Below are 17068 nucleotides of genomic sequence, written 5' to 3' on the forward strand. Positions count from 1 at the left end.
ACCTCGAGTGCGGTTGAGGGCAAGCGGGTTTCGGGCGTGGCGGTGGCCGGGCGGCCGCCGGCCGGGCTGCGGTGTGGCTACGCTCCCGGGCATGACCTTCTCGATCGTGGCCCGCTCCGCCGACGGACAGTCGTGGGGCGTGGCGGTGGCCTCCAAGTTCCTCGCGGTCGGCAGCGCGGTGCCGGCCGCCGTCGCCGGCGTCGGCGCCCTTGCCACCCAGGCCGACGCCAACGTCGCGTGGAAGGGCATCGGGCTCGCGCACCTCGACGAGGGCGCGACGGCGTCCGTCGCGCTGCAGCGGATGCTCGAGGAGGACGAGGGCCGCGACCACCGGCAGATCGGCATCGTCGACAGCGACGGCGGCGCCGTCTCGCACACCGGGCAGGCGTGCCTCGACTGGGCCGGGAGCCTGACCGGCGACGGCTACGCCATCCAGGGCAACGTGCTCACCGGCGAGGAGGTCGTGGACGCCATGGAGGCCGCCTGGCTCGCCAGCGACCCCGACGCCCCGCTGGCACGCCGGCTCCTCGCGGCGCTCGCGGCCGGGGACGCGGCCGGAGGGGACCGCCGGGGGCGCCAGTCGGCCGCGCTGCTCGTCGTGCAGGACGGGGCCGGGTACGGCGGGCTCGACGACATCGCGGTCGACCTGCGGGTCGACGACCACACGACGCCGGTGCCCGAGCTCGAGCGGCTGCTCGACCTCAACGACCTCTACCTGACCGCTTCCACCGAGGACGAGCAGGTCCCGGTCACGCCGGAGCTGGAGCAGGAGCTGGAGGACTTCGCCCACGCGCAGGGACACCGCGACTTCCACGCCTGGGTGGGCACCGAGAACTACGAGATGCGGGTGGCGCCCGACCTCGCGTGGATCGACGAGAAGGTGCTCGCGATCGTGCGCGAGCAGCAGGGCGGGGCCGGCGCATGAGCGTGCTCGCGATCGACGCCGGCACCACCGGCGTCACCGCGGTGGTCGTCGGGCACGACGGGCGGATCGTCGCGACCGGCTACCAGGAGTTCGCCCAGCACTTCCCCGAGCCCGGCTGGGTGGAGCACGCGCCCGAGGAGATCTGGCAGGCCGCCCTGCAGGCCACGCGGACGGTGCTGGACCAGGTCGACGCCGCGGAGCTCGAGGCGGTCGGGATCACCAACCAGCGCGAGACCGTGCTGCTGTGGGACCGCGAGACGCTCGGCTCGCCGCGGCGGGCGATCGTCTGGCAGGACCGCCGCACGGCCGACATCTGCACGCGCCTGCGCGACGCCGGCCACGAGGAGCGCGTCACCGAGCTGACCGGGCTACGGCTCGACCCCTACTTCTCCGGCACCAAGCTGCTGTGGCTCGCCGAGCACGAGCCACACACCTGGGCGCTGGTCGCGCAGGGCCGGTACGCCGTCGGCACGGTCGACTCCTACCTCGTCGCCCGGATGACGCGCGGGGTCCACCACGTCACCGACGTGTCCAACGCGAGCCGCACGCTGCTGATGGACCTGCGGTCGGGCGAGTGGTCCGAGGAGCTGTGCGGGCTGTTCGGCGTGCCCCGCGACGCCCTGCCCGAGCTCGTGCCGAACTGGGGCGAGATCGGCCGCACCGACCCGGCATCGTTCTGCGGGCTCGACCTGCCGATCGCCGGCCTGGCGGGCGACCAGCAGTCGGCGCTCTTCGGCCAGACCTGCTTCGAGGTCGGCGACTCCAAGTGCACCTACGGCACCGGGTCGTTCATCCTCACCAACACCGGCTCGACCCTGGAGCGCTCCGACGCGGGCCTGCTCTCGACCGCCGCGTGGCGCTCCCCCGGCGGCGAGCTGACCTACGCGCTCGAGGGTGCGATCTTCGTGACCGGAGCGGCCGTGCAGTGGCTGCGCGACGGTCTGCAGATCGTCGGTTCGGCGGCCGAGACGGCGGCCGTCGCCGCCACCGTCGAGGACTCCGGCGGCGTGGTGTTCGTGCCCGCCCTGACCGGTCTCGGCGCCCCCCACTGGGACCCGCACGCGCGCGGCCTGCTGATCGGGATGACCCGCGGCACCTCCCGCGCCCACGTCGTCCGCGCGACGCTGGAGGCGATCGCCTTCGAGGTCCGCGACGTCCTCGACACGATGCCGGGCGCCTCGTCGCTGCGGGTCGACGGCGGCGCGGCCGCCAACGACTTCCTCTGCCAGCTCCAGGCCGACCAGCTCGACATCCCCGTCGAGCGCCCGCGGATCGTGGAGACCACCGCCCTCGGGGCGGCGTTCCTCGCCGGGCTCGGCGTGGGCACCTGGTCGTCGACCGATGAGCTGCGCCACACCTGGCAGCTCGACCACCGCTTCGAGCCCTCCGGCGACCGGGCGCAGGCCGACGCCGCCCACGCCCGCTGGGCCGACGCCGTCGAGCGCAGCAAGGGCTGGGCCGCCCCCTGACCCGGCGCCGCTGCGGGTAGTACGTCACGAAGAGCCCCACCCCGCGACGGCAAACGGGGCTTTTCGTGACGTACTACCCGTCAGGGCGAGAGGCGGGCGAGGGCGGCCGCGGCCGCGTCGCGCGTCGAGACCGCCTCGGCGAGCACGGTCTCGGCGTCGTCGCGGGCCGACTCGGCCTCCTCGAGCTCCTCGTCGACCTCCTCGGCCTGCTCCTCGAGGCCGGCCAGCTCGCGCCTGAGCTCGTCGATGCGTGCCTGCACCTGGAGCGAGCGCGCCTCGAGCTCCTCGACCGCGCCGCTGGCCTCGGCCAGCTCCGCGGAGGCTTCGGTGACCTCCGCCTCGGCGGCATCGAGACGCTCCTGCGCCGCCGCGACCGCCTTGGCGTCCGCGTCGGGATCGGGTACGACGTGCAGCTCGGGCCGTACCTCGGGTGCGGCCTCGGCGGGGGCGGCGGCGAAGCCGAGGGCGTCGGGCGTCGCGACCGCGGCGCCGAGGTCCACCTCGTCGACCCCCGTCGCGGCCAGCGGTGCGATCAGCAGCCCGCTGCGCACCGCCTGCGCGCACCCCTCGTCGACCATCGCCGCGGTCAGCGTGGCCTCGACCTGGTCGGCGACGGCCTCGGTGACCTTGACCCCGAGCCCCGCCGCGACACCGCGGGCGCGCGTGGTCACCGCCGCCGTCAGCTGGCGCCGCTGCCGGGTCAGCGCCCGCAGCTCCTCGCCGTCGAGGCTCGCCTGCGCCTCGCGCAGCGCCGTACCGACGTCGAGCACCTGCTCGACCTGCTCGGTCTCGTGCCGCACCAGCACGTTGACCACCCACGCCGCCAGGGTGGGCTTGCGCAGCGCCTTCACGGCCGCGGACAGCGCGGCGTCGTCCTTCTTGAGCTCCTTGGCGCGGGCGTCACGCGCCGGGGTGAACTCGGCGAGCGTCAGCCCGTAGAGCGCCTCGGCCTCGGCGAGCAGCGGGTCAGCACCCACGGGTGGCTCCCGCGCGCGCTCCTCGACCCCGACCGCCCCACATGCCGGGGATCGTAGCCGCGCGACCCGTCACCGGCGGCTCATGGGCGACCGGCCTCGTCCCACGCACGGTGTGCCTCGACCATCCGGGCGTGCAGCGCGCGGAGGTCGTCGACCGGGACGTCGTCGACGGGCACGCCGACCACGTCGACGAGCGCGGCCCGCCAGTCGCTCCACGAGGTCACGTCGGTGGCGTGCGCGCCCTCGACGGTGGTGCTGGTCAGCACGCAGCACCGCAGGGAGCGCAGCCCACCGGGAACGCGGCGCTGGGCGACCAGCACGCGGGTGAAGACGCCGTCGGGCGGGGTCGAGAGCTCGCGGTGACCCGCCGCGACCGCCGCGTGGTCGGCCGGCCGGTCGTCGACCTCGATCCCGCGGAACGAGCCGGCCGGGTCGTGGCCGAACGACCACCCCGCGTCGGTGACGTCGTCGAGCCGGAACCGGAACGGCCCGTCCGTGACCTCGCCGGCCACCAGCCGCAGCGGCTCCCAGAACCCCTCACCCAGCCCGGCGTCGGGCCACCAGCGCCCGCCGGGGTTGTCGTCGGTGGGCAGCCCGGTCACCACCAGCACCAGGTGGTTGAGCAGCGGGTGGTGACGCCACGCCGGGTCGGTCCAGACGTGGCCGTGCCGGCGCTCGACGGTGAAGCCCAGACCGAGCAGCGCCGCCTCGAGCGCGGCGTTCTGGTGGAAGCAGTACCCCGCCCGGCCCCGGCGCGCCACCCGCTCGAGGCAGCGGTCGGGGTCCACCGAGGGCGGCCGGCCGAGCATGATCGCGAGGTTCTCGTAGGGCACCGTCGCGAGGTGCGCCCGGTGGACGGTGGCGAGGGTGGCGGCGGTCGGCGGCAGGTGGTCGTCCAGCCCGAGGCGTCGCAGGTACGCCGCGGTGGCGGCCGCGGTCACGTCCCCCCACCCCCGGGCGGGGCGCCGGGGTCGGGGTCCGGGTCGTCGAGACCGCGCTCGATCGCGTAGCGCGTCAGCTCGACGCGGTTGTGCATCTGCAGCTTGCGCAGGGTGTTCTGCACGTGGTTCTGCACCGTGCGGTGCGAGAGCACGAGCCGCTCGGCGATCTGCTTGTAGGACATGCCCTTCGCGACGAGCTTGAGCACCTCGGTCTCGCGCTCGGTCAGCTCCGGGTGGTCGTCGGGCCGGGAGGGCAGGGCCATCCGCCGGAACTCCCCGAGGACCAGCCCCGCCAGCCCGGGCGTGAACACCGTGTCGCCCGCGGCCACGCGGCGTACGGCGTCGAGCAGCTCCTCGCGGGAGGCGGACTTCACCAGGTAGCCGGTCGCCCCGGCCTTCACGGCCGCGAGCACGTCGTCCTGCTCGCCGGAGGCCGAGAGGATCAGCACCCGCGCCGACGGGTCCCGTCGCAGCACCTCACCGGTCACCTCGACCCCGGTGGGGCCGGGGATCTGGAGGTCGAGGACCACCACCTGCGGCCGCGCGGCCGGGAACCTGGCCAGCGCCTGGTCGCCGGTGGCGGCGACGGCCACGACGTCGAAGCCGGCCTGCTGCAGGTCGCGCTCGACCGCGTCACGCCACATCGGGTGGTCGTCGACCACCATCACCCGCACCGGCGCGGCGTCGGCGACCGCGCCGTGGTCCTCCCCGTTGGCCCCCACGAGGCGCAGACTAGGCCATCTCGTCACCCGGGGGACGCTGGTAGCGACCGCGTCGGTGCACCAGGGGCGGCTGGTCCTTCAGCAGCGCGAGGCGCTCGATCCGGCAGGTGACCAGCGACGACCAGCCCACGGGGGCCGTCGACTCGAGCGCCACACCGGCCCACGCGGAGACCCCGACGAGGCACGGACCCCACCCGGTGTCCTCCCACTCCGCCATCCGGAACGGGCCGCCCGGCGCCGGGGCGAGGCCCGCGAAGGCGTCGGCCAGGTCGCGGTGCTGCCACGCCAGCAGGTTCACGACGGCCCGCCCCGTCGCCTCGAGCGTCGCGGTGAGGTCGGCGTCGGGGTCGATCAGCGCCAGCACCCGCGACGACTCGCCGCGCGCGATCATGAGCGAGCTCACCGTGAGCCCGGCCCGCGCCACGTCCCCCGTCCCCCCGGCCGTGAACAGCGCGACCGACCCGCCGAGCCGGCCGCGGAACCGCCGCTCGGGGTCGTGCTCGGACTCCGGCTCGAGGAACGGGTGCTCGGTGTGGATCGTCACCCGGCGAGCGTACGGCGGGTCACCCCGCGCGCAGGGGCACCCGCAGCTCCCACTCCGAGCCGGTGGGCCCGGTGGTGAGCACCGCCTCGCCGCCGAGGTCGCACAACCGCCCGGTGATCGACTCCGCCACGCCGAGCCGGCCGTCGGCCGCCGCCGCGGCCAGGCGCCCGTCCGGGATGCCCGGGCCCTCGTCGCGCACGCTCACCACCACCTCGTCGGGCAGCGTCTCGAGCAGGACCCACGCCGCGGCGCCGGGTCCGACGTGGCGCTCGACGTTGTCGAGGCAGGCGCGCGCCGCCGCCACGACCTCGTCGACGACGCGCGTGTCGAGCAGCACCGGGGCGCCGGTGGTCGCCACGGTGACGCGGTCGGACTCGAGCCCGGCCAGCGCCGACGTCAGGTCGGCCTCGGTGGCCCCGGCCGGGCCGGACGGCACGGCGTCCTGCTCGCGGATCAGCCGCCGCAGCACCGACTCCTGCTCGCCTGCCAGCCGGCCCAGCTCGGCCGCCTCCCCGCCGAGCTCGCGGCCGCGGCGCTGCACGAGCGCCAGCACCTGCAGCACCCCGTCGTGCACCGCCCGCGCCAGCCTGGCCCGCTCCTCGGCGGCGACCGTGGCCCGCTGGGCGGCGTCACGCTCGCTCGCCATCATCTGCAGCGACTCGGCCAGGAAGCCCACGATCGGCCCGCCGATCAGCAGCAGGAAGGTGTTTCCGTAGTTGCCCTGCGAGACGTGGTCGCGCACGGAGAGGTCGGCCACCGCGAGGACGACCGACGCCACCAGGCCGCCGCGCCAGTTCCAGTGCACCGCCCAGGCCAGGAGGGCGCCGATGATCCAGAACCCGCCGATCGTGGCCTCCATGCCCGGCCCCTTGACCACGGGCGAGACCAGGATCGTCGCGGTCGCGATCGCGAGGTCGGCGACCAGCAGCGCCGGTGTGCGGCGGCGGGGCTCGGCGTACGCCCAGATGGCGACGACCGTCCAGACCACCATCACCGCCACCACGCCGGCCAGGGCGGCCGGGTGCTCGGCGCCCGGCGCGCGGTAGATGTTGAGCGCGATGGCGTTGAGCAGGACGACGACGCGGAGGATCGCCAGGGCCCGGAACAGCCGGTCCTCGACGTCGAGCGCCGGGCGCGACCAGAGCCGCCGGTCCCCCACGACGGTCAGGACGCCTTCTTCTGCTCGGTCTCCCCGCGGGCGTCGGGCCCGCCCTCGGCGCGGTCGGAGGCGTGCTTCTTCGACTCCTCCTTGGCCCGGGTGGCGTACATGTCGACGTACTCCTGGCCCGAGAGCCGCATGATCTCGTACATGATCTCGTCCGTGATCGAGCGCAGGATGTAGCGGTCGTTCTCCATGCCCTCGTAGCGGGAGAAGTCGAGCGGTGCGCCGAAGCGCACGGCGGGCCGCGTGAAGGTGCCGAACGTCTTGCCGGGCGGGGCGACGACGTCGGTGCCGAGCACCGCGACCGGGACCACCGGCACGCCGGTCTCCAGCGCCAGCCGGGCCACACCCGTCTTGCCGCGGTAGAGGCGGCCGTCGTGCGACCGGGTGCCCTCGGGGTAGATGCCGAAGAGCTCGCCCTCGTCGAGGATCCGCTTGGCGGCGGTCAGGGCGCCCTCCGCCGCCGAGGCTCCGGAGCGGTCGATCGGCACCTGCCCCGACCCGGCGAAGAACTTGCGCTGGAACCAGCCCTTGATGCCCGGGGAGTTGAAGTACTCCGCCTTGGCCACGAAGGTGACCCGGCGCGGCAGGGTCAGCGGCATGAACAGCCAGTCGGCGTACGACAGGTGGTTGCTGGCCAGGATGGCCGGGCCGGTGGCGGGGACGTTCTCGGCACCCTCGACATGGGGACGGAAGACCACCCGCAGGAACGGACCGACGGCCACCCACTTCAGGAACCAGTAGAACAACGCCCACCTCGCAGGACCCGGACGACACCCGTCACCGCGCAGCCTAGGGCACGAGGGCCCAGACCCTGTGGTGCACAATCCGGGCATGACCCCCGACATCCACGCGCCTCTCTCTGTCCCCGGGCGCCCCGAGCTGACCGGCGGCCGCCGGGTCGGCGTCCTCCTGAGCCACGGCTTCAGCGGCTCGCCCGAGTCCATGCGCGCGTGGGGCGAACACCTGGGCGAGCTGGGGTACGCCGTGGAGGTGCCGCTGCTGCCCGGCCACGGCACCACCTGGCAGGACCTCAACACCCGTCGCTGGGACGACTGGTGCGCGACCCTGGAGGCGAGCTTCCGCGACCTCGCGGCCCGCAGCGACGCGGTCGTCGTCGGGGGCCTGTCGATGGGTGGCGCGCTGGCGCTGCGGCTGGCGGCCGACCACCCCACCGAGGTCGCCGGGCTCGTGCTCGTCAACCCGGCGGTGGCGACCAAGCGGCTCGACGTGAAGCTGCTGCCGGTGCTCAAGCACGTGGTGCCGTCGTTCCCCGGGATCGCCAGCGACATCAAGATGCCCGGCGGGGTCGAGCACGGCTACACCCGCACGCCGCTCAAGGCGATCCACTCGCTGATGACGGCCTGGCCGTCGCTGGTCGCCGACCTCGGCCGGATCACCGCACCGGTGCTCTACTTCCGCTCCACGGTCGACCACGTCGTCGACGAGGCCTCGGAGCCGCTGATCCTCGGCGGCCTCGCCTCCCCCGACGTCACCGTGCGCCGGCTGCCCGAGAGCTACCACGTCGCGACCATGGACAACGACGCCCCGACCATCTTCGAGGAGTCGGCCGCGTTCGTCGCCCGCGTCACCGCCTGAGACCGGTCGGGCCGGGCGCGACCACGACTCCCGGCTCCGTCGTACCGTGGTGCCGTGGGAGCACAGAACGAGGACGACGCCTGGCGCGCCATCGTCGAGAACTACGGCGAGCGCCCGCGCCTCGACCCGTCCCCGCCCGCGCCGGAGCCCGAGCCGGTGTGGTTCACCGGGGCGCTCGCGGACGCAGCCGGCAGCGCCGGCGCGGACGACATCGACGACCCGGACGAAGAGGGCTTCGTCCCCCCGCCCCCGCCACCCCTCCCGTGGCCGGAGCCGGCCCGGCTGCTGGCCTGGCTCGGCGTCTTCGGGGCCCCGACGGTGCTGCTCGTCGGGCTGGTGCTCGGGGTGACGCTGCCCTCGGTGCTCGGCTACGCCCTCATCGGCTGGTTCGTGGGCGGGTTCGGCTACCTCGTGCTGCACATGGACAACACCCCGCGCGACCCCGGCGACGACGGAGCGGTGGTCTGAACCACACCCTCGCCCCTGCAGCCGGGGAGCGTGGCTAGGCTCTGCCGCGTGAGCAGCAGCGAAACCGTCGAAGTCTCCGGCCACCTCATGGACAGCGGCATCCTCAGCCGCATCCTCGACGACATCCGGGAGTACGAGGGCGACTACGTGATCGACCGCTTCGAGGTCGGTCACGAGGCCCACGACACCTCCACGGCCACGATCACCGTCACCGCGGAGGACGACGAGGCGCTGCAGCGGCTGCTGATGCGCCTGCAGACCCGCGGCGTCAACCAGGTCGACCCGGGCGAGGCGACGCTCTCGGAGGCCGAGCTCGACGGGGTCTTCCCCGACGGCTTCTACTCGACCACCAACCTGCCGACCAAGGTCCGGCTCAGCGGCCGCTGGTACGACGTGGCGAACCCCGAGATGGACTGCGGCCTCGTCGTCGAGGAGGACGCCGACGGCCCCCGGGTGATCACGCTGCCGATGTCCGACGTGCTGGTCGGCATGCAGGTCGTCACCGGCGCCTCCGGCATCAAGGTGCAGATCCCCGAGCTGCAGCAGGAGCAGGGCGGCTCGTTCGGGTTCATGGAGTCCGACGTGTCCTCGGAGAAGCCGCAGGCGGTGCTGGTGCGCCAGGTGGCCGACGGCATGCGCGAGGCCAAGGACAACGGGAAGAAGGTGCTGTGGGTGCTCGGGCCGGGTGTGGTCCACACCGGCGCCGCCCCGGCCATGGTGGCGATGGTGCACGCGGGCTTCGTCGACGTGCTCTTCGCCGGCAACGCGCTGGCCACCCACGACATCGAGTCCGCGCTCTACGGCACCTCGCTCGGCGTCGACCTCGCCATGGGCCGCGGCGTGGAGCACGGCCACGAGCACCACATCCGGGCGCTCAACACCATCCGCAAGGAGGGCTCGATCCGCAACGCGGTCGAGAGCGGGGTGCTGACCGGCGGGATCATGCACGCGATGGTCACCCACGACAAGGAGTTCGTGCTCGTCGGCTCCGTGCGCGACGACGGGCCCCTGCCCGACGTCCACACCGACGTGATCGAGGGTCAGCGCGCGATGCGCGCGAAGCTCCCCGACGTGGGCTTCTGCCTGATGGCCGCGACCATGCTGCACTCGGTCGCCACCGGCAACATCCTGCCGTCGTCGATCCCGCTCGTCTGCGTGGACATCAACCCCGCTACCGTCACCAAGCTCGCCGACCGTGGGTCGTCGCAGGCCCGCGGCATCGTCACCGACGTCGGCTTGTTCCTCGAGCAGCTCGCAGGCGAGCTCGTGCCCGCGTACCGGAGGTCCTGAACACCCGCGGGTGGTCCTGCACGGCGATCCGGACCATCGACGCCGCGCCGACGGCCCCGGCGCTGGGGCCCAGGGTCGCCCGCAGCACGGGCGGCACGACGCGGTGGCCGACGCCGACCAGCGACGTGGACAGCGCGTGCCGCGCCGGGCCGAGCAGCAGGTCGCCCGCGTCGCAGACCCCGCCGCCGACGACCACCACGTCGGGGTCGAACGCGGCCACCAGGTTGGCGGTGCCGACGCCGAGCCACGACCCGATCTCCTCGAAGGCCGCCAGGGCGAGCTGGTCGCCCTGCTCGGCCGCGCTCGTCACCATGGGCCCGGTGAGCAGGTCGGGGTCGCCGTCGCAGGCCTGCTCGAGCAGCGTCGGCGCCTCGCCGAGCCGCGCGCGGGCGGCGCGCGCGAGCGCGTTGCCGCTGCAGTACTGCTCCCAGCAGCCGACCCCGCCGCACTCGCAGGCCCGTCCCTGCGGTACCACCTGCATGTGACCGAACTCGCCGGCCATGCCGTTGCGACCGCGGTGCACGCGCCCGCCGATCACCACGGCGCCGCCGATGCCGGTCCCGAGGGTGATCACGACCGCGTCGGTCGCGCCGCGCGCCGCGCCGTACGTCACCTCGGCGCGCGCGGTGCAGTTGGCGTCGTTGTCGAGCATGACCGTCGTGTCCCAGCGCTCCATCAGCCGGGCCCGGACCTCCTCGCCCCGGAACGGCAGGTGGGGCGCGAACATCACGCGCTCCCCTGCGGCGTCGACGAAGCCCGCGGCGGCGATGCCCACGCCGTCCACGCGACGGCTGCCGGCGACGGCGTGCACGGCGTCGGTGAGCGCGTCCTCGACGACCATCGGGTCCTCGTTGCGGTCGGGGGTCTCGCGCCGGGCGGTGCGCACCAGCCGGCCGGACGTCGACACCGCGGCGGCCAGCACCTTGGTGCCGCCGACGTCGACGCCGATGAAGAGGGACACCGCCGACCGCCTAGTCCTGGCGGGACAGGTCGGCGGCGCCGATCAGTCCCGCCTCGTTGCCGAGGGTGGCGCGGGCGATCTCCAGCTCGGGGCGGTTGCCGCGTGCCGGCAGGGTGCGCAGGAAGGCCTCGCGCGCGGGCACGATCAGCAGGTCACCCGCGTCGCTGACGCCGCCTCCCACCGCGACCATGGCCGGGTCGAGCACGGCCGCGAGCGAGGCGATCCCCTCACCCAGCCAGCGCCCCAGCTCAGCGAGCAGGTCGACCGCGAACTTGTCGCCCTCGCGCGCGGCCGCGGTGACCATGGGGCCGTCGATCTTGCCGATCTCGCCGCCGGCGCGGGCCAGCAGCAGCCGCGCGGGCGGCGCGCCCGCTGCCGCCTCGCCACGGGCGTTGCGCACCAGCGCGGACCCGCTGGCGTACTGCTCGAGACAGCCGTGGGCCCCGCAGCCGCACAGCTGCCCGTCGGGTACGACGCGCAGGTGGCCGATCTCGGCGGCGACGCCGAAGGCACCGCGGTGGAGGACACCGTCGAACACCAGCCCGCCGCCGACGCCGGTGCCGACCGTGAGCAGCAGGAAGTCGTCGACGTGGGCGCCTGCCCCGAAGGTGAACTCGCCCCACGCCGCGGCGTTCGCGTCGTTCTCGACCACCACCGGCAGGTCGAGCCGCGGCTCGAGCTCGGCCTTGAGGTCGACGTCACGCCAGGCGAGGTTGGGGGCGAACAGCACGGTCGAGCGCGTCCGGTCGACGTACCCGGCGGCGCCCACCCCCACCGTCTGGATGTCGTGGGAGGCGCGGAGCCGCTGCACCACGTCGGTGATCGCGTCCTCGATCGCCCCGACATCGGCCGCGGGCGACTGCACCGTCAGCTTCTCGAGCACGCGGCCCTCGTGGTCGACCACACCGCCGGCGATCTTGGTGCCACCGACGTCGATGCCGCAGGCCAGACCGGTCATCACTCCTCCTCCGGCCAGTCGTCGTCCGGCACGCCACCGGCGCCGTTCCCACCATCCTCGTCCAGGTCGAGGTCGATGTGCTCGACCGGCTCGCCGCGGCGACGCTCCTCCTGCGGGACCGCGGTGGCCAGCAGGCCCGCCGCGGCCTGCATCAACGACGAGGCGGCGAGGGCGAGCTGGGTGCGGACCTCGGGGCTGGCCTGGCGCACGACGTGCACCGTGCGGCAGATCGGGCAGTAGCTGCACTCGGGCGCCCCGGTGGCCACGTGCTCGTTCACCTCGCGCGCCGTGGTCGCCGCGTGCGCGGCCAGGCCGGACAGCCCGCTGCCGAGGTCGGAGCCCTGGTCGCGGGCCCAGTCGGACAGCGCGCCGAAGAGCTTGGCGGCCTCCTCGCCCACGCTGCCCACGGCCTCCTGGCCGGCCTCCGCGCCGATGCCGTCGCGGGGGCCGTCGTCCGGGCCGTCTCCAGGGGGCGTTCCGTCACGCGCGTCGCTCACGACGTCCTCTCCTCGAACCTGACCTGCAGCTCACCCTGCTCCACCCGGGCGCCGGCCACGCGGTAGCGGGCCAGCCCGGCGGGCAGCGTGAGGAGACGACGATACGACCCCACGGTCACGACGAGCTCGTCGCCGTTGCGGGCGAGGTCCACGTCGGTGCGGGAGACGAGCGGCAGCGCGAGGCGCAGCACGGCGCCGCTGCTGCCGCGGGTGATCCGGAACGGCCCGGCGCCGCGGGGGGCACGCAGCGGGTCGTCCGCGCCGTACACCTCGCGGGCGAGGTCGGTCAGGGAGCCGAGGCCGACCGGCTCGCCGCGGCGGTACGGCGAGCGCCAGAGCGGGAGCCCGGCGAACGACTCCTCGACCTGGGTCAGCACCGCCGCCTGGGCCTCGACCCACCCGGCGCGCCACGGGTCGGCGCCGTCGGCGGGGAAGATGCGGTTGGCCACCACGCCGTCCACGCGGTAGCCGAAGAGCGACAGGGTCGTGTAGGAGCGCCGCGCCTCGGCGAGCACCACCTGCTCGGGGGTGAGCACCAGCCGCACGCTCGCCTCGGGCCCGGACAGCAGGGTCCGCACCTCCTCGAGCTCGAGGTGCAGCCGCTCGATCGCGTCGAACACCGAGTCGCCGGGCATCGGGGCGCCGGCCGCGCGGCTGAGCACCGGCTTGAGGGCCTTGACCACCCGGCGCTGGGTCGGGAAGACACGGTGCATGTACCAGCCGAGCGCCTCCGGCAGCGCGAGCAGCCGCAGTGTCTCGGCCGTCGGCGCGCAGTCGACCACGATCGCGTCCCACTCCCCCGACAACGCGTGCAGCCGGAGCTCGAGGAGCGCGAGCACCTCCTCGGCGCCCGGGATCACCGTCAGCTCCTCTGCCGCGATCGGGTCGACCCCGGCGATGTCGAGCACCGAGAGGAGGTAGTGCTGGATCTCGGCCCACGACTGCTCGAAGCGGCGCTGCGCGTCGACCTGCAGGACGCTCAGGTCGGGGGCGACCTCGGTCGGGGTGTCGGCGATCCCCGTCACGCCGAAGGCGTCGGCCAGGGAGTGCGCGGCGTCGGTGGAGAGCACCAGGGTGCGCCGGCCGGCCGCCGCGGAGAGGGCTGCCGTCCCGGCGGCGACGGTGGACTTGCCCACCCCGCCCTTGCCGGTGAACAGGAGGATCCGCACAGGCGTCAGCGCCGCCTCAGAGCGACTCGACGCGCTTCTTGAGTCCCTTCAGCGCGGTGTCGATGAGGATCTTCTCGCCCTTGCGCTTGAGCATCCCGATCAGCGGGATCGAGACGTCGAGGGCGAGCCGGTAGGTGACCTCGGTGCTGCCGGTGCCGAGGGAGCGCAGCAGGTAGGCGCCGTCGAGCGCCCGGAGCATCTTGCCCTCGACGAGCGTCCAGGTGACGCCGTCGTACCCGTCCCACTCGTACTCGAGGGTGTACTCGTCCTTGATCGGCGCGACGTCGAGGGAGAAGAAGACCTGGCGAGCCCAGCCGTGCTCGCCCTCCTCGACCACCTCGGCGACCTGCACGCCCTTGGCCCACACCGGGTACGACGGGAAGTCGCCGATCACCTCCATCACCAGGTGGGGATCGGCGTCGATGACGATCGACGAGGTCGTCTGCTCGGCCATCAGGCTCCTGCTCAGGTGTGGTGCGGTGGTGACGTCGTGCTGCTTCCGGAGGCTCGGAGCGTACCGGATCGGGCGGCCCCCTCCCGCAGCGGTAACCTGCGCCGGGACCCGCTCCGAGACCAGCCGGCCACGAGGAGGCAGCGTGCGCGAGTACTCCACCCCCCTGGCCATCCGCATCCCCGACACGGGCAACCTCACCGACGACGTCGTGCGCAACGCCCACGAGGCGGCCGACGACGTCGTGCTGAGCCGGCGCGCCGACGGCGCCTGGGTCGACGTGACCGCCGCGCGCTTCCTCGAGGAGGTCACGTCCGTGGCCAAGGGGCTGGTGGCCGCCGGGGTCGAGCCGGGTGACCGGGTGGGCCTGATCTCGCGCACGCGCTACGAGTGGACGCTCGTCGACTACGCGATCTGGTTCGCCGGCGCGGTGACCGTGCCGATCTACGAGACCTCGTCACCGGAGCAGATCGGGTGGATCCTCAGCGACTCCGGTGCGCGGGCCGTGGTGGCCGAGAACACCACCCACCTCGCGCGGATCGCACAGGTGCGCGGCGACCTGCCCGAGCTCAACCACGTCTGGTCGCTCGACGACAACGCGGTCGACGTGCTGCGGCGGCTCGGCGAGGACATCACCGACGAGCACCTCGAGCGCTGTCGCACGACCGCGACCCCCCTCGACCTCGCCACGATCATCTACACCTCGGGCACGACGGGCCTCCCCAAGGGCTGCATGCTCACCCACGGCAACTTCATGTTCGAGCTGGGCGTCGCCGTCGAGGAGCTCGACGAGGTCTTCGGCAGCGACGACGCGTGCACCCTGCTGTTCCTGCCGCTGGCCCACGTGCTCGCGCGCATCATCCAGGTGGGCTGCATCAAGCGCCGGGTCAGGATGGGCCACAGCTCCGACATCCCCCGGCTCGTCGACGACCTCGGCGACTTCCGCCCCACCTTCGTGCTTGCGGTCCCGCGGGTGTTCGAGAAGGTGTTCAACACCGCCTCGCAGCGCGCCACCGCGGACGGCCGGGGAGCCATCTTCGACCGGGCCGTGGAGACGGCGATCGCCTGGTCGCGTGGACGTGACCGCGGACGCGTCCCCATCGCCGTCCGCGCCCGGCACGCGGTGTACTCGCGACTGGTGCACTCCCGGCTGCGCGACGCGCTGGGCGGTCGGTGCCAGTGGGCGATCTCCGGTGGTGCACCCCTCGGGGAGCGGCTCGGGCACTTCTACCGCGGGATCGGGCTCACCATCCTCGAGGGCTACGGCCTGACCGAGACCACGGGTGCGGCGACGGTCAACCTGCCCGACGCGCACAAGGTCGGCAGCGTGGGGCGCCCGCTGCCGGGGACGGCCGTACGGGTGGCGGACGACGGCGAGCTGCTGCTGCGCGGGGGCCAGATCTTCGCCGGCTACTGGAACGACGAGGACGCCACCGCCGAGGCGCTGGAGCGCGACGGGTGGCTGCACACCGGCGACGTCGGCGAGGTCGACGACGAGGGGTTCGTGCGGATCACCGGCCGCAAGAAGGAGATCCTGGTGACCGCCGGGGGCAAGAACGTCGCCCCCGCCGTCCTCGAGGACCGCCTGCGGGCCCACCCCCTGGTCGGGCAGTGCATGGTCGTCGGCGACGGGCGCCCTTTCATCGCCGCCCTGGTCACCCTCGACGCCGAGCTCGCACCGGAGTGGGCACGGGCACGAGGACTGTCGCCGCGGGTGCACGACATGGTCGACGACCCCCGCGTCCGCGCCGAGATCGAGCGCGCGGTCGAGGAGGCGAACAAGGCCGTGTCGCGTGCGGAGTCGATCCGGAAGTTCGCCCTGCTGGCGGAGGACTGGACCGAGGAGGGCGGCCAGCTCACGCCCAGCCTCAAGCTCAAGCGCTCCGTGGTGACGCGCGAGCACCGCGACGACATCGCCGGCCTGTACGACGGCTGACGGACCCCGTCCAGGTCGGGGCGACGATGATCAGCAAAGGGTCAGGAGACCCTCAAGGAGCTCGCTCGGCGGACGTCCGGAACCCCAGCACCACATCCCCCGAAACGCCCACGGGAAAGCAAAACCTTCTCTAGAGTGACGCGTGGGGTTGCGAGGGTGCAGACGCACCAACGGGCCCCTTCGAGACAGAGAAACGACCCTCGTCACAGGACGAACAAGGGTCGTCGTGTATTCGGGAAAGGTGCCGTCGATGGACCGCCGCAAGATCCTCCTGGTTGCCGCCGCCGTGGTGGCCATCCTGGGCACGGCCCTGGTCTTCCTCTACGTGCAGGGAGCCGACAAGCGCGCCGAGGAGCGTTTCGAGACCGTCCAGGTGCTCAAGGCCGTGCAGCCCATCGCACCGGGCGAGAGCATCGACGATGCCGCCTCGAGTGGCAAGCTCGCCCTGCAGCCGGTCACGCAGGAGGACATGCTGCCCAACGCGCAGACCACCGTCAGCGAGCTGAGCGGGCAGGTCGCGATCACCACCATCTACCCCGGCGAGCAGATCGTCCCCGACAAGTTCGGTGGCGCCGAGGCGGCAGCCGAGGCGGCCTCGCCGCTCCAGATCCCCAAGGGCATGGTCGCGGTGTCGGTCAGCCTGAGCGACCCCGGACGCGTGGCCGGCTTCGTGAACCCGGGCTCCGACGTCGGCGTCTTCCTCAACGGGGCCGACCCGGACACCGGCCAGGCCTACAGCCGGCTGCTGCTGCCCAAGGTCCAGGTCCTGGGCGTCGGCTCCACCACGACGACCACCACCACGACGACCACGGCGGACGGCGAGCAGGTCCAGGAGGAGCTGCCGCGCACGCTGCTGACGCTCGCCCTCAGCCAGGAGGACGCCCAGAAGGTGCTCTTCGCCCAGGGCAACGGCGAGCTGGCGCTGGCGCTGCTCACCGGCAACACCATCCTCAAGATGGACAAGGGCGCCTCCTCCACCACCCTCTTCAAGTGAGCTGA

The 17068-nt window shown here is 73.7% G+C and carries 18 protein-coding genes; 7 read left to right on the plus strand and 11 right to left on the minus strand.

The annotated features are described in order from the left end of the window. The first annotated feature begins 91 nt into the window (after positions 1-91). Entirely contained in the window at positions 92-925 is an 834-nt protein-coding gene (locus ACFPGP_RS19960; RefSeq protein ID WP_378592782.1) for a DUF1028 domain-containing protein, read from the plus strand. Next, complete coding sequence (gene glpK / locus ACFPGP_RS19965) at positions 922-2394, plus strand: glycerol kinase GlpK (protein WP_378592783.1); 1473 nt, start codon at positions 922-924, stop codon at positions 2392-2394. The genes ACFPGP_RS19960 and glpK overlap by 4 nt, the downstream gene beginning before the upstream one ends. A gap of 80 nt (positions 2395-2474) precedes the next feature. Here glpK and ACFPGP_RS19970 read toward each other — a convergent pair whose 3' ends face one another. From ACFPGP_RS19970 to ACFPGP_RS19995, 6 genes are all read right to left on the minus strand, one after another. Then, on the minus strand, positions 2475-3371 hold the full coding sequence (locus ACFPGP_RS19970) for a hypothetical protein (protein WP_378592784.1): 897 nt from the start codon (positions 3369-3371) through the stop codon (positions 2475-2477). Positions 3372-3451: 80 nt separating this feature from the next. Next, the gene (locus ACFPGP_RS19975) at positions 3452-4312 is read right to left on the minus strand and encodes an arylamine N-acetyltransferase family protein (protein ID WP_378592786.1); all 861 of its coding nucleotides are present in this window, start codon (positions 4310-4312) and stop codon (positions 3452-3454) included. Continuing rightward, complete coding sequence (locus ACFPGP_RS19980; RefSeq protein WP_378593569.1) at positions 4309-4977, minus strand: response regulator; 669 nt, start codon at positions 4975-4977, stop codon at positions 4309-4311. The genes ACFPGP_RS19975 and ACFPGP_RS19980 overlap by 4 nt, the downstream gene beginning before the upstream one ends. Positions 4978-5044: 67 nt before the next feature. Next, a complete protein-coding gene (locus ACFPGP_RS19985; protein ID WP_378592787.1) occupies positions 5045-5578 on the minus strand; it encodes a flavin reductase family protein in 534 nt (177 codons plus the stop codon). A 19-nt stretch (positions 5579-5597) separates the two neighbouring features. Next, on the minus strand, positions 5598-6737 hold the full coding sequence (gene macS, locus ACFPGP_RS19990) for a MacS family sensor histidine kinase (protein ID WP_378592788.1): 1140 nt from the start codon (positions 6735-6737) through the stop codon (positions 5598-5600). Positions 6738-6742: 5 nt separating this feature from the next. After that, positions 6743-7489: a lysophospholipid acyltransferase family protein gene (locus ACFPGP_RS19995; protein WP_378592790.1), complete on the minus strand. Its 747-nt coding sequence runs from the start codon at positions 7487-7489 to the stop codon at positions 6743-6745. An 85-nt stretch (positions 7490-7574) separates the two neighbouring features. On the opposite strand from ACFPGP_RS19995, the gene ACFPGP_RS20000 reads away from it, so the two are divergent. Genes ACFPGP_RS20000 through ACFPGP_RS20010 form a run of 3 tightly spaced genes read left to right on the plus strand, consistent with a single transcriptional unit; the run spans position 7575 to position 10097 of the window. Next, a complete protein-coding gene (locus tag ACFPGP_RS20000; protein WP_378592792.1) occupies positions 7575-8339 on the plus strand; it encodes an alpha/beta hydrolase in 765 nt (254 codons plus the stop codon). 54 nt (positions 8340-8393) lie between these two features. After that, positions 8394-8807, plus strand: coding sequence for a hypothetical protein (locus ACFPGP_RS20005; RefSeq protein ID WP_378592794.1), 414 nt, complete (start codon positions 8394-8396; stop codon positions 8805-8807). Positions 8808-8855: 48 nt separating this feature from the next. Beyond that, a complete protein-coding gene (locus ACFPGP_RS20010) occupies positions 8856-10097 on the plus strand; it encodes an ornithine cyclodeaminase, nickel-pincer nucleotide-dependent (RefSeq protein WP_378592796.1) in 1242 nt (413 codons plus the stop codon). Here ACFPGP_RS20010 and ACFPGP_RS20015 read toward each other — a convergent pair. The 5 genes from ACFPGP_RS20015 to ACFPGP_RS20035 are packed head-to-tail and all read right to left on the minus strand — an operon-like array spanning position 10030 to position 14136. Continuing rightward, a complete protein-coding gene (locus ACFPGP_RS20015; protein WP_378592797.1) occupies positions 10030-11058 on the minus strand; it encodes an ROK family protein in 1029 nt (342 codons plus the stop codon). The genes ACFPGP_RS20010 and ACFPGP_RS20015 overlap by 68 nt on opposite strands. 10 nt (positions 11059-11068) lie before the next feature. Next, positions 11069-12016, minus strand: coding sequence for an ROK family glucokinase (locus ACFPGP_RS20020; protein ID WP_378592798.1), 948 nt, complete (start codon positions 12014-12016; stop codon positions 11069-11071). Then, entirely contained in the window at positions 12016-12513 is a 498-nt protein-coding gene (locus ACFPGP_RS20025; protein ID WP_378592800.1) for a hypothetical protein, read from the minus strand. The genes ACFPGP_RS20020 and ACFPGP_RS20025 overlap by 1 nt, the downstream gene beginning before the upstream one ends. Next, complete coding sequence (locus tag ACFPGP_RS20030) at positions 12510-13682, minus strand: ArsA family ATPase (protein WP_378592802.1); 1173 nt, start codon at positions 13680-13682, stop codon at positions 12510-12512. Before ACFPGP_RS20030 ends, ACFPGP_RS20025 begins: the two co-directional genes overlap by 4 nt. Before the next feature lie 16 nt (positions 13683-13698). After that, complete coding sequence (locus tag ACFPGP_RS20035; protein ID WP_378592804.1) at positions 13699-14136, minus strand: SRPBCC family protein; 438 nt, start codon at positions 14134-14136, stop codon at positions 13699-13701. 142 nt (positions 14137-14278) lie between these two features. Between ACFPGP_RS20035 and ACFPGP_RS20040 the strand changes: the two genes are divergently transcribed. Together ACFPGP_RS20040 and cpaB are read left to right on the plus strand one after the other, a co-directional pair. After that, the gene (locus ACFPGP_RS20040) at positions 14279-16069 is read left to right on the plus strand and encodes an AMP-dependent synthetase/ligase (protein WP_378592805.1); all 1791 of its coding nucleotides are present in this window, start codon (positions 14279-14281) and stop codon (positions 16067-16069) included. Between the two features lie 250 nt (positions 16070-16319). Then, the gene (cpaB, locus tag ACFPGP_RS20045; RefSeq protein ID WP_378592807.1) at positions 16320-17063 is read left to right on the plus strand and encodes a Flp pilus assembly protein CpaB; all 744 of its coding nucleotides are present in this window, start codon (positions 16320-16322) and stop codon (positions 17061-17063) included. Positions 17064-17068 lie beyond the last annotated feature (5 nt).

Origin of the sequence: Nocardioides taihuensis (assembly GCF_042657275.1) — a bacterium.
Lineage (GTDB): Bacteria > Actinomycetota > Actinomycetes > Propionibacteriales > Nocardioidaceae > Nocardioides > Nocardioides taihuensis.

Excerpts from the sequence above, each read along its gene's own strand:
- ACFPGP_RS19960 (WP_378592782.1), top strand. The coding sequence starts at position 92 with ATGACCTTCTCGATCGTGGCCCGCTCCGCCGACGGACAGTCGTGGGGC.
- glpK (WP_378592783.1), top strand. The coding sequence starts at position 922 with ATGAGCGTGCTCGCGATCGACGCCGGCACCACCGGCGTCACCGCGGTG.
- ACFPGP_RS19980 (WP_378593569.1), bottom strand. The coding sequence starts at position 4,977 with ATGGTGGTCGACGACCACCCGATGTGGCGTGACGCGGTCGAGCGCGAC.
- ACFPGP_RS20000 (WP_378592792.1), top strand. The coding sequence starts at position 7,575 with ATGACCCCCGACATCCACGCGCCTCTCTCTGTCCCCGGGCGCCCCGAG.
- ACFPGP_RS20020 (WP_378592798.1), bottom strand. The coding sequence starts at position 12,016 with ATGACCGGTCTGGCCTGCGGCATCGACGTCGGTGGCACCAAGATCGCC.
- ACFPGP_RS20035 (WP_378592804.1), bottom strand. The coding sequence starts at position 14,136 with ATGGCCGAGCAGACGACCTCGTCGATCGTCATCGACGCCGATCCCCAC.
- cpaB (WP_378592807.1), top strand. The coding sequence starts at position 16,320 with ATGGACCGCCGCAAGATCCTCCTGGTTGCCGCCGCCGTGGTGGCCATC.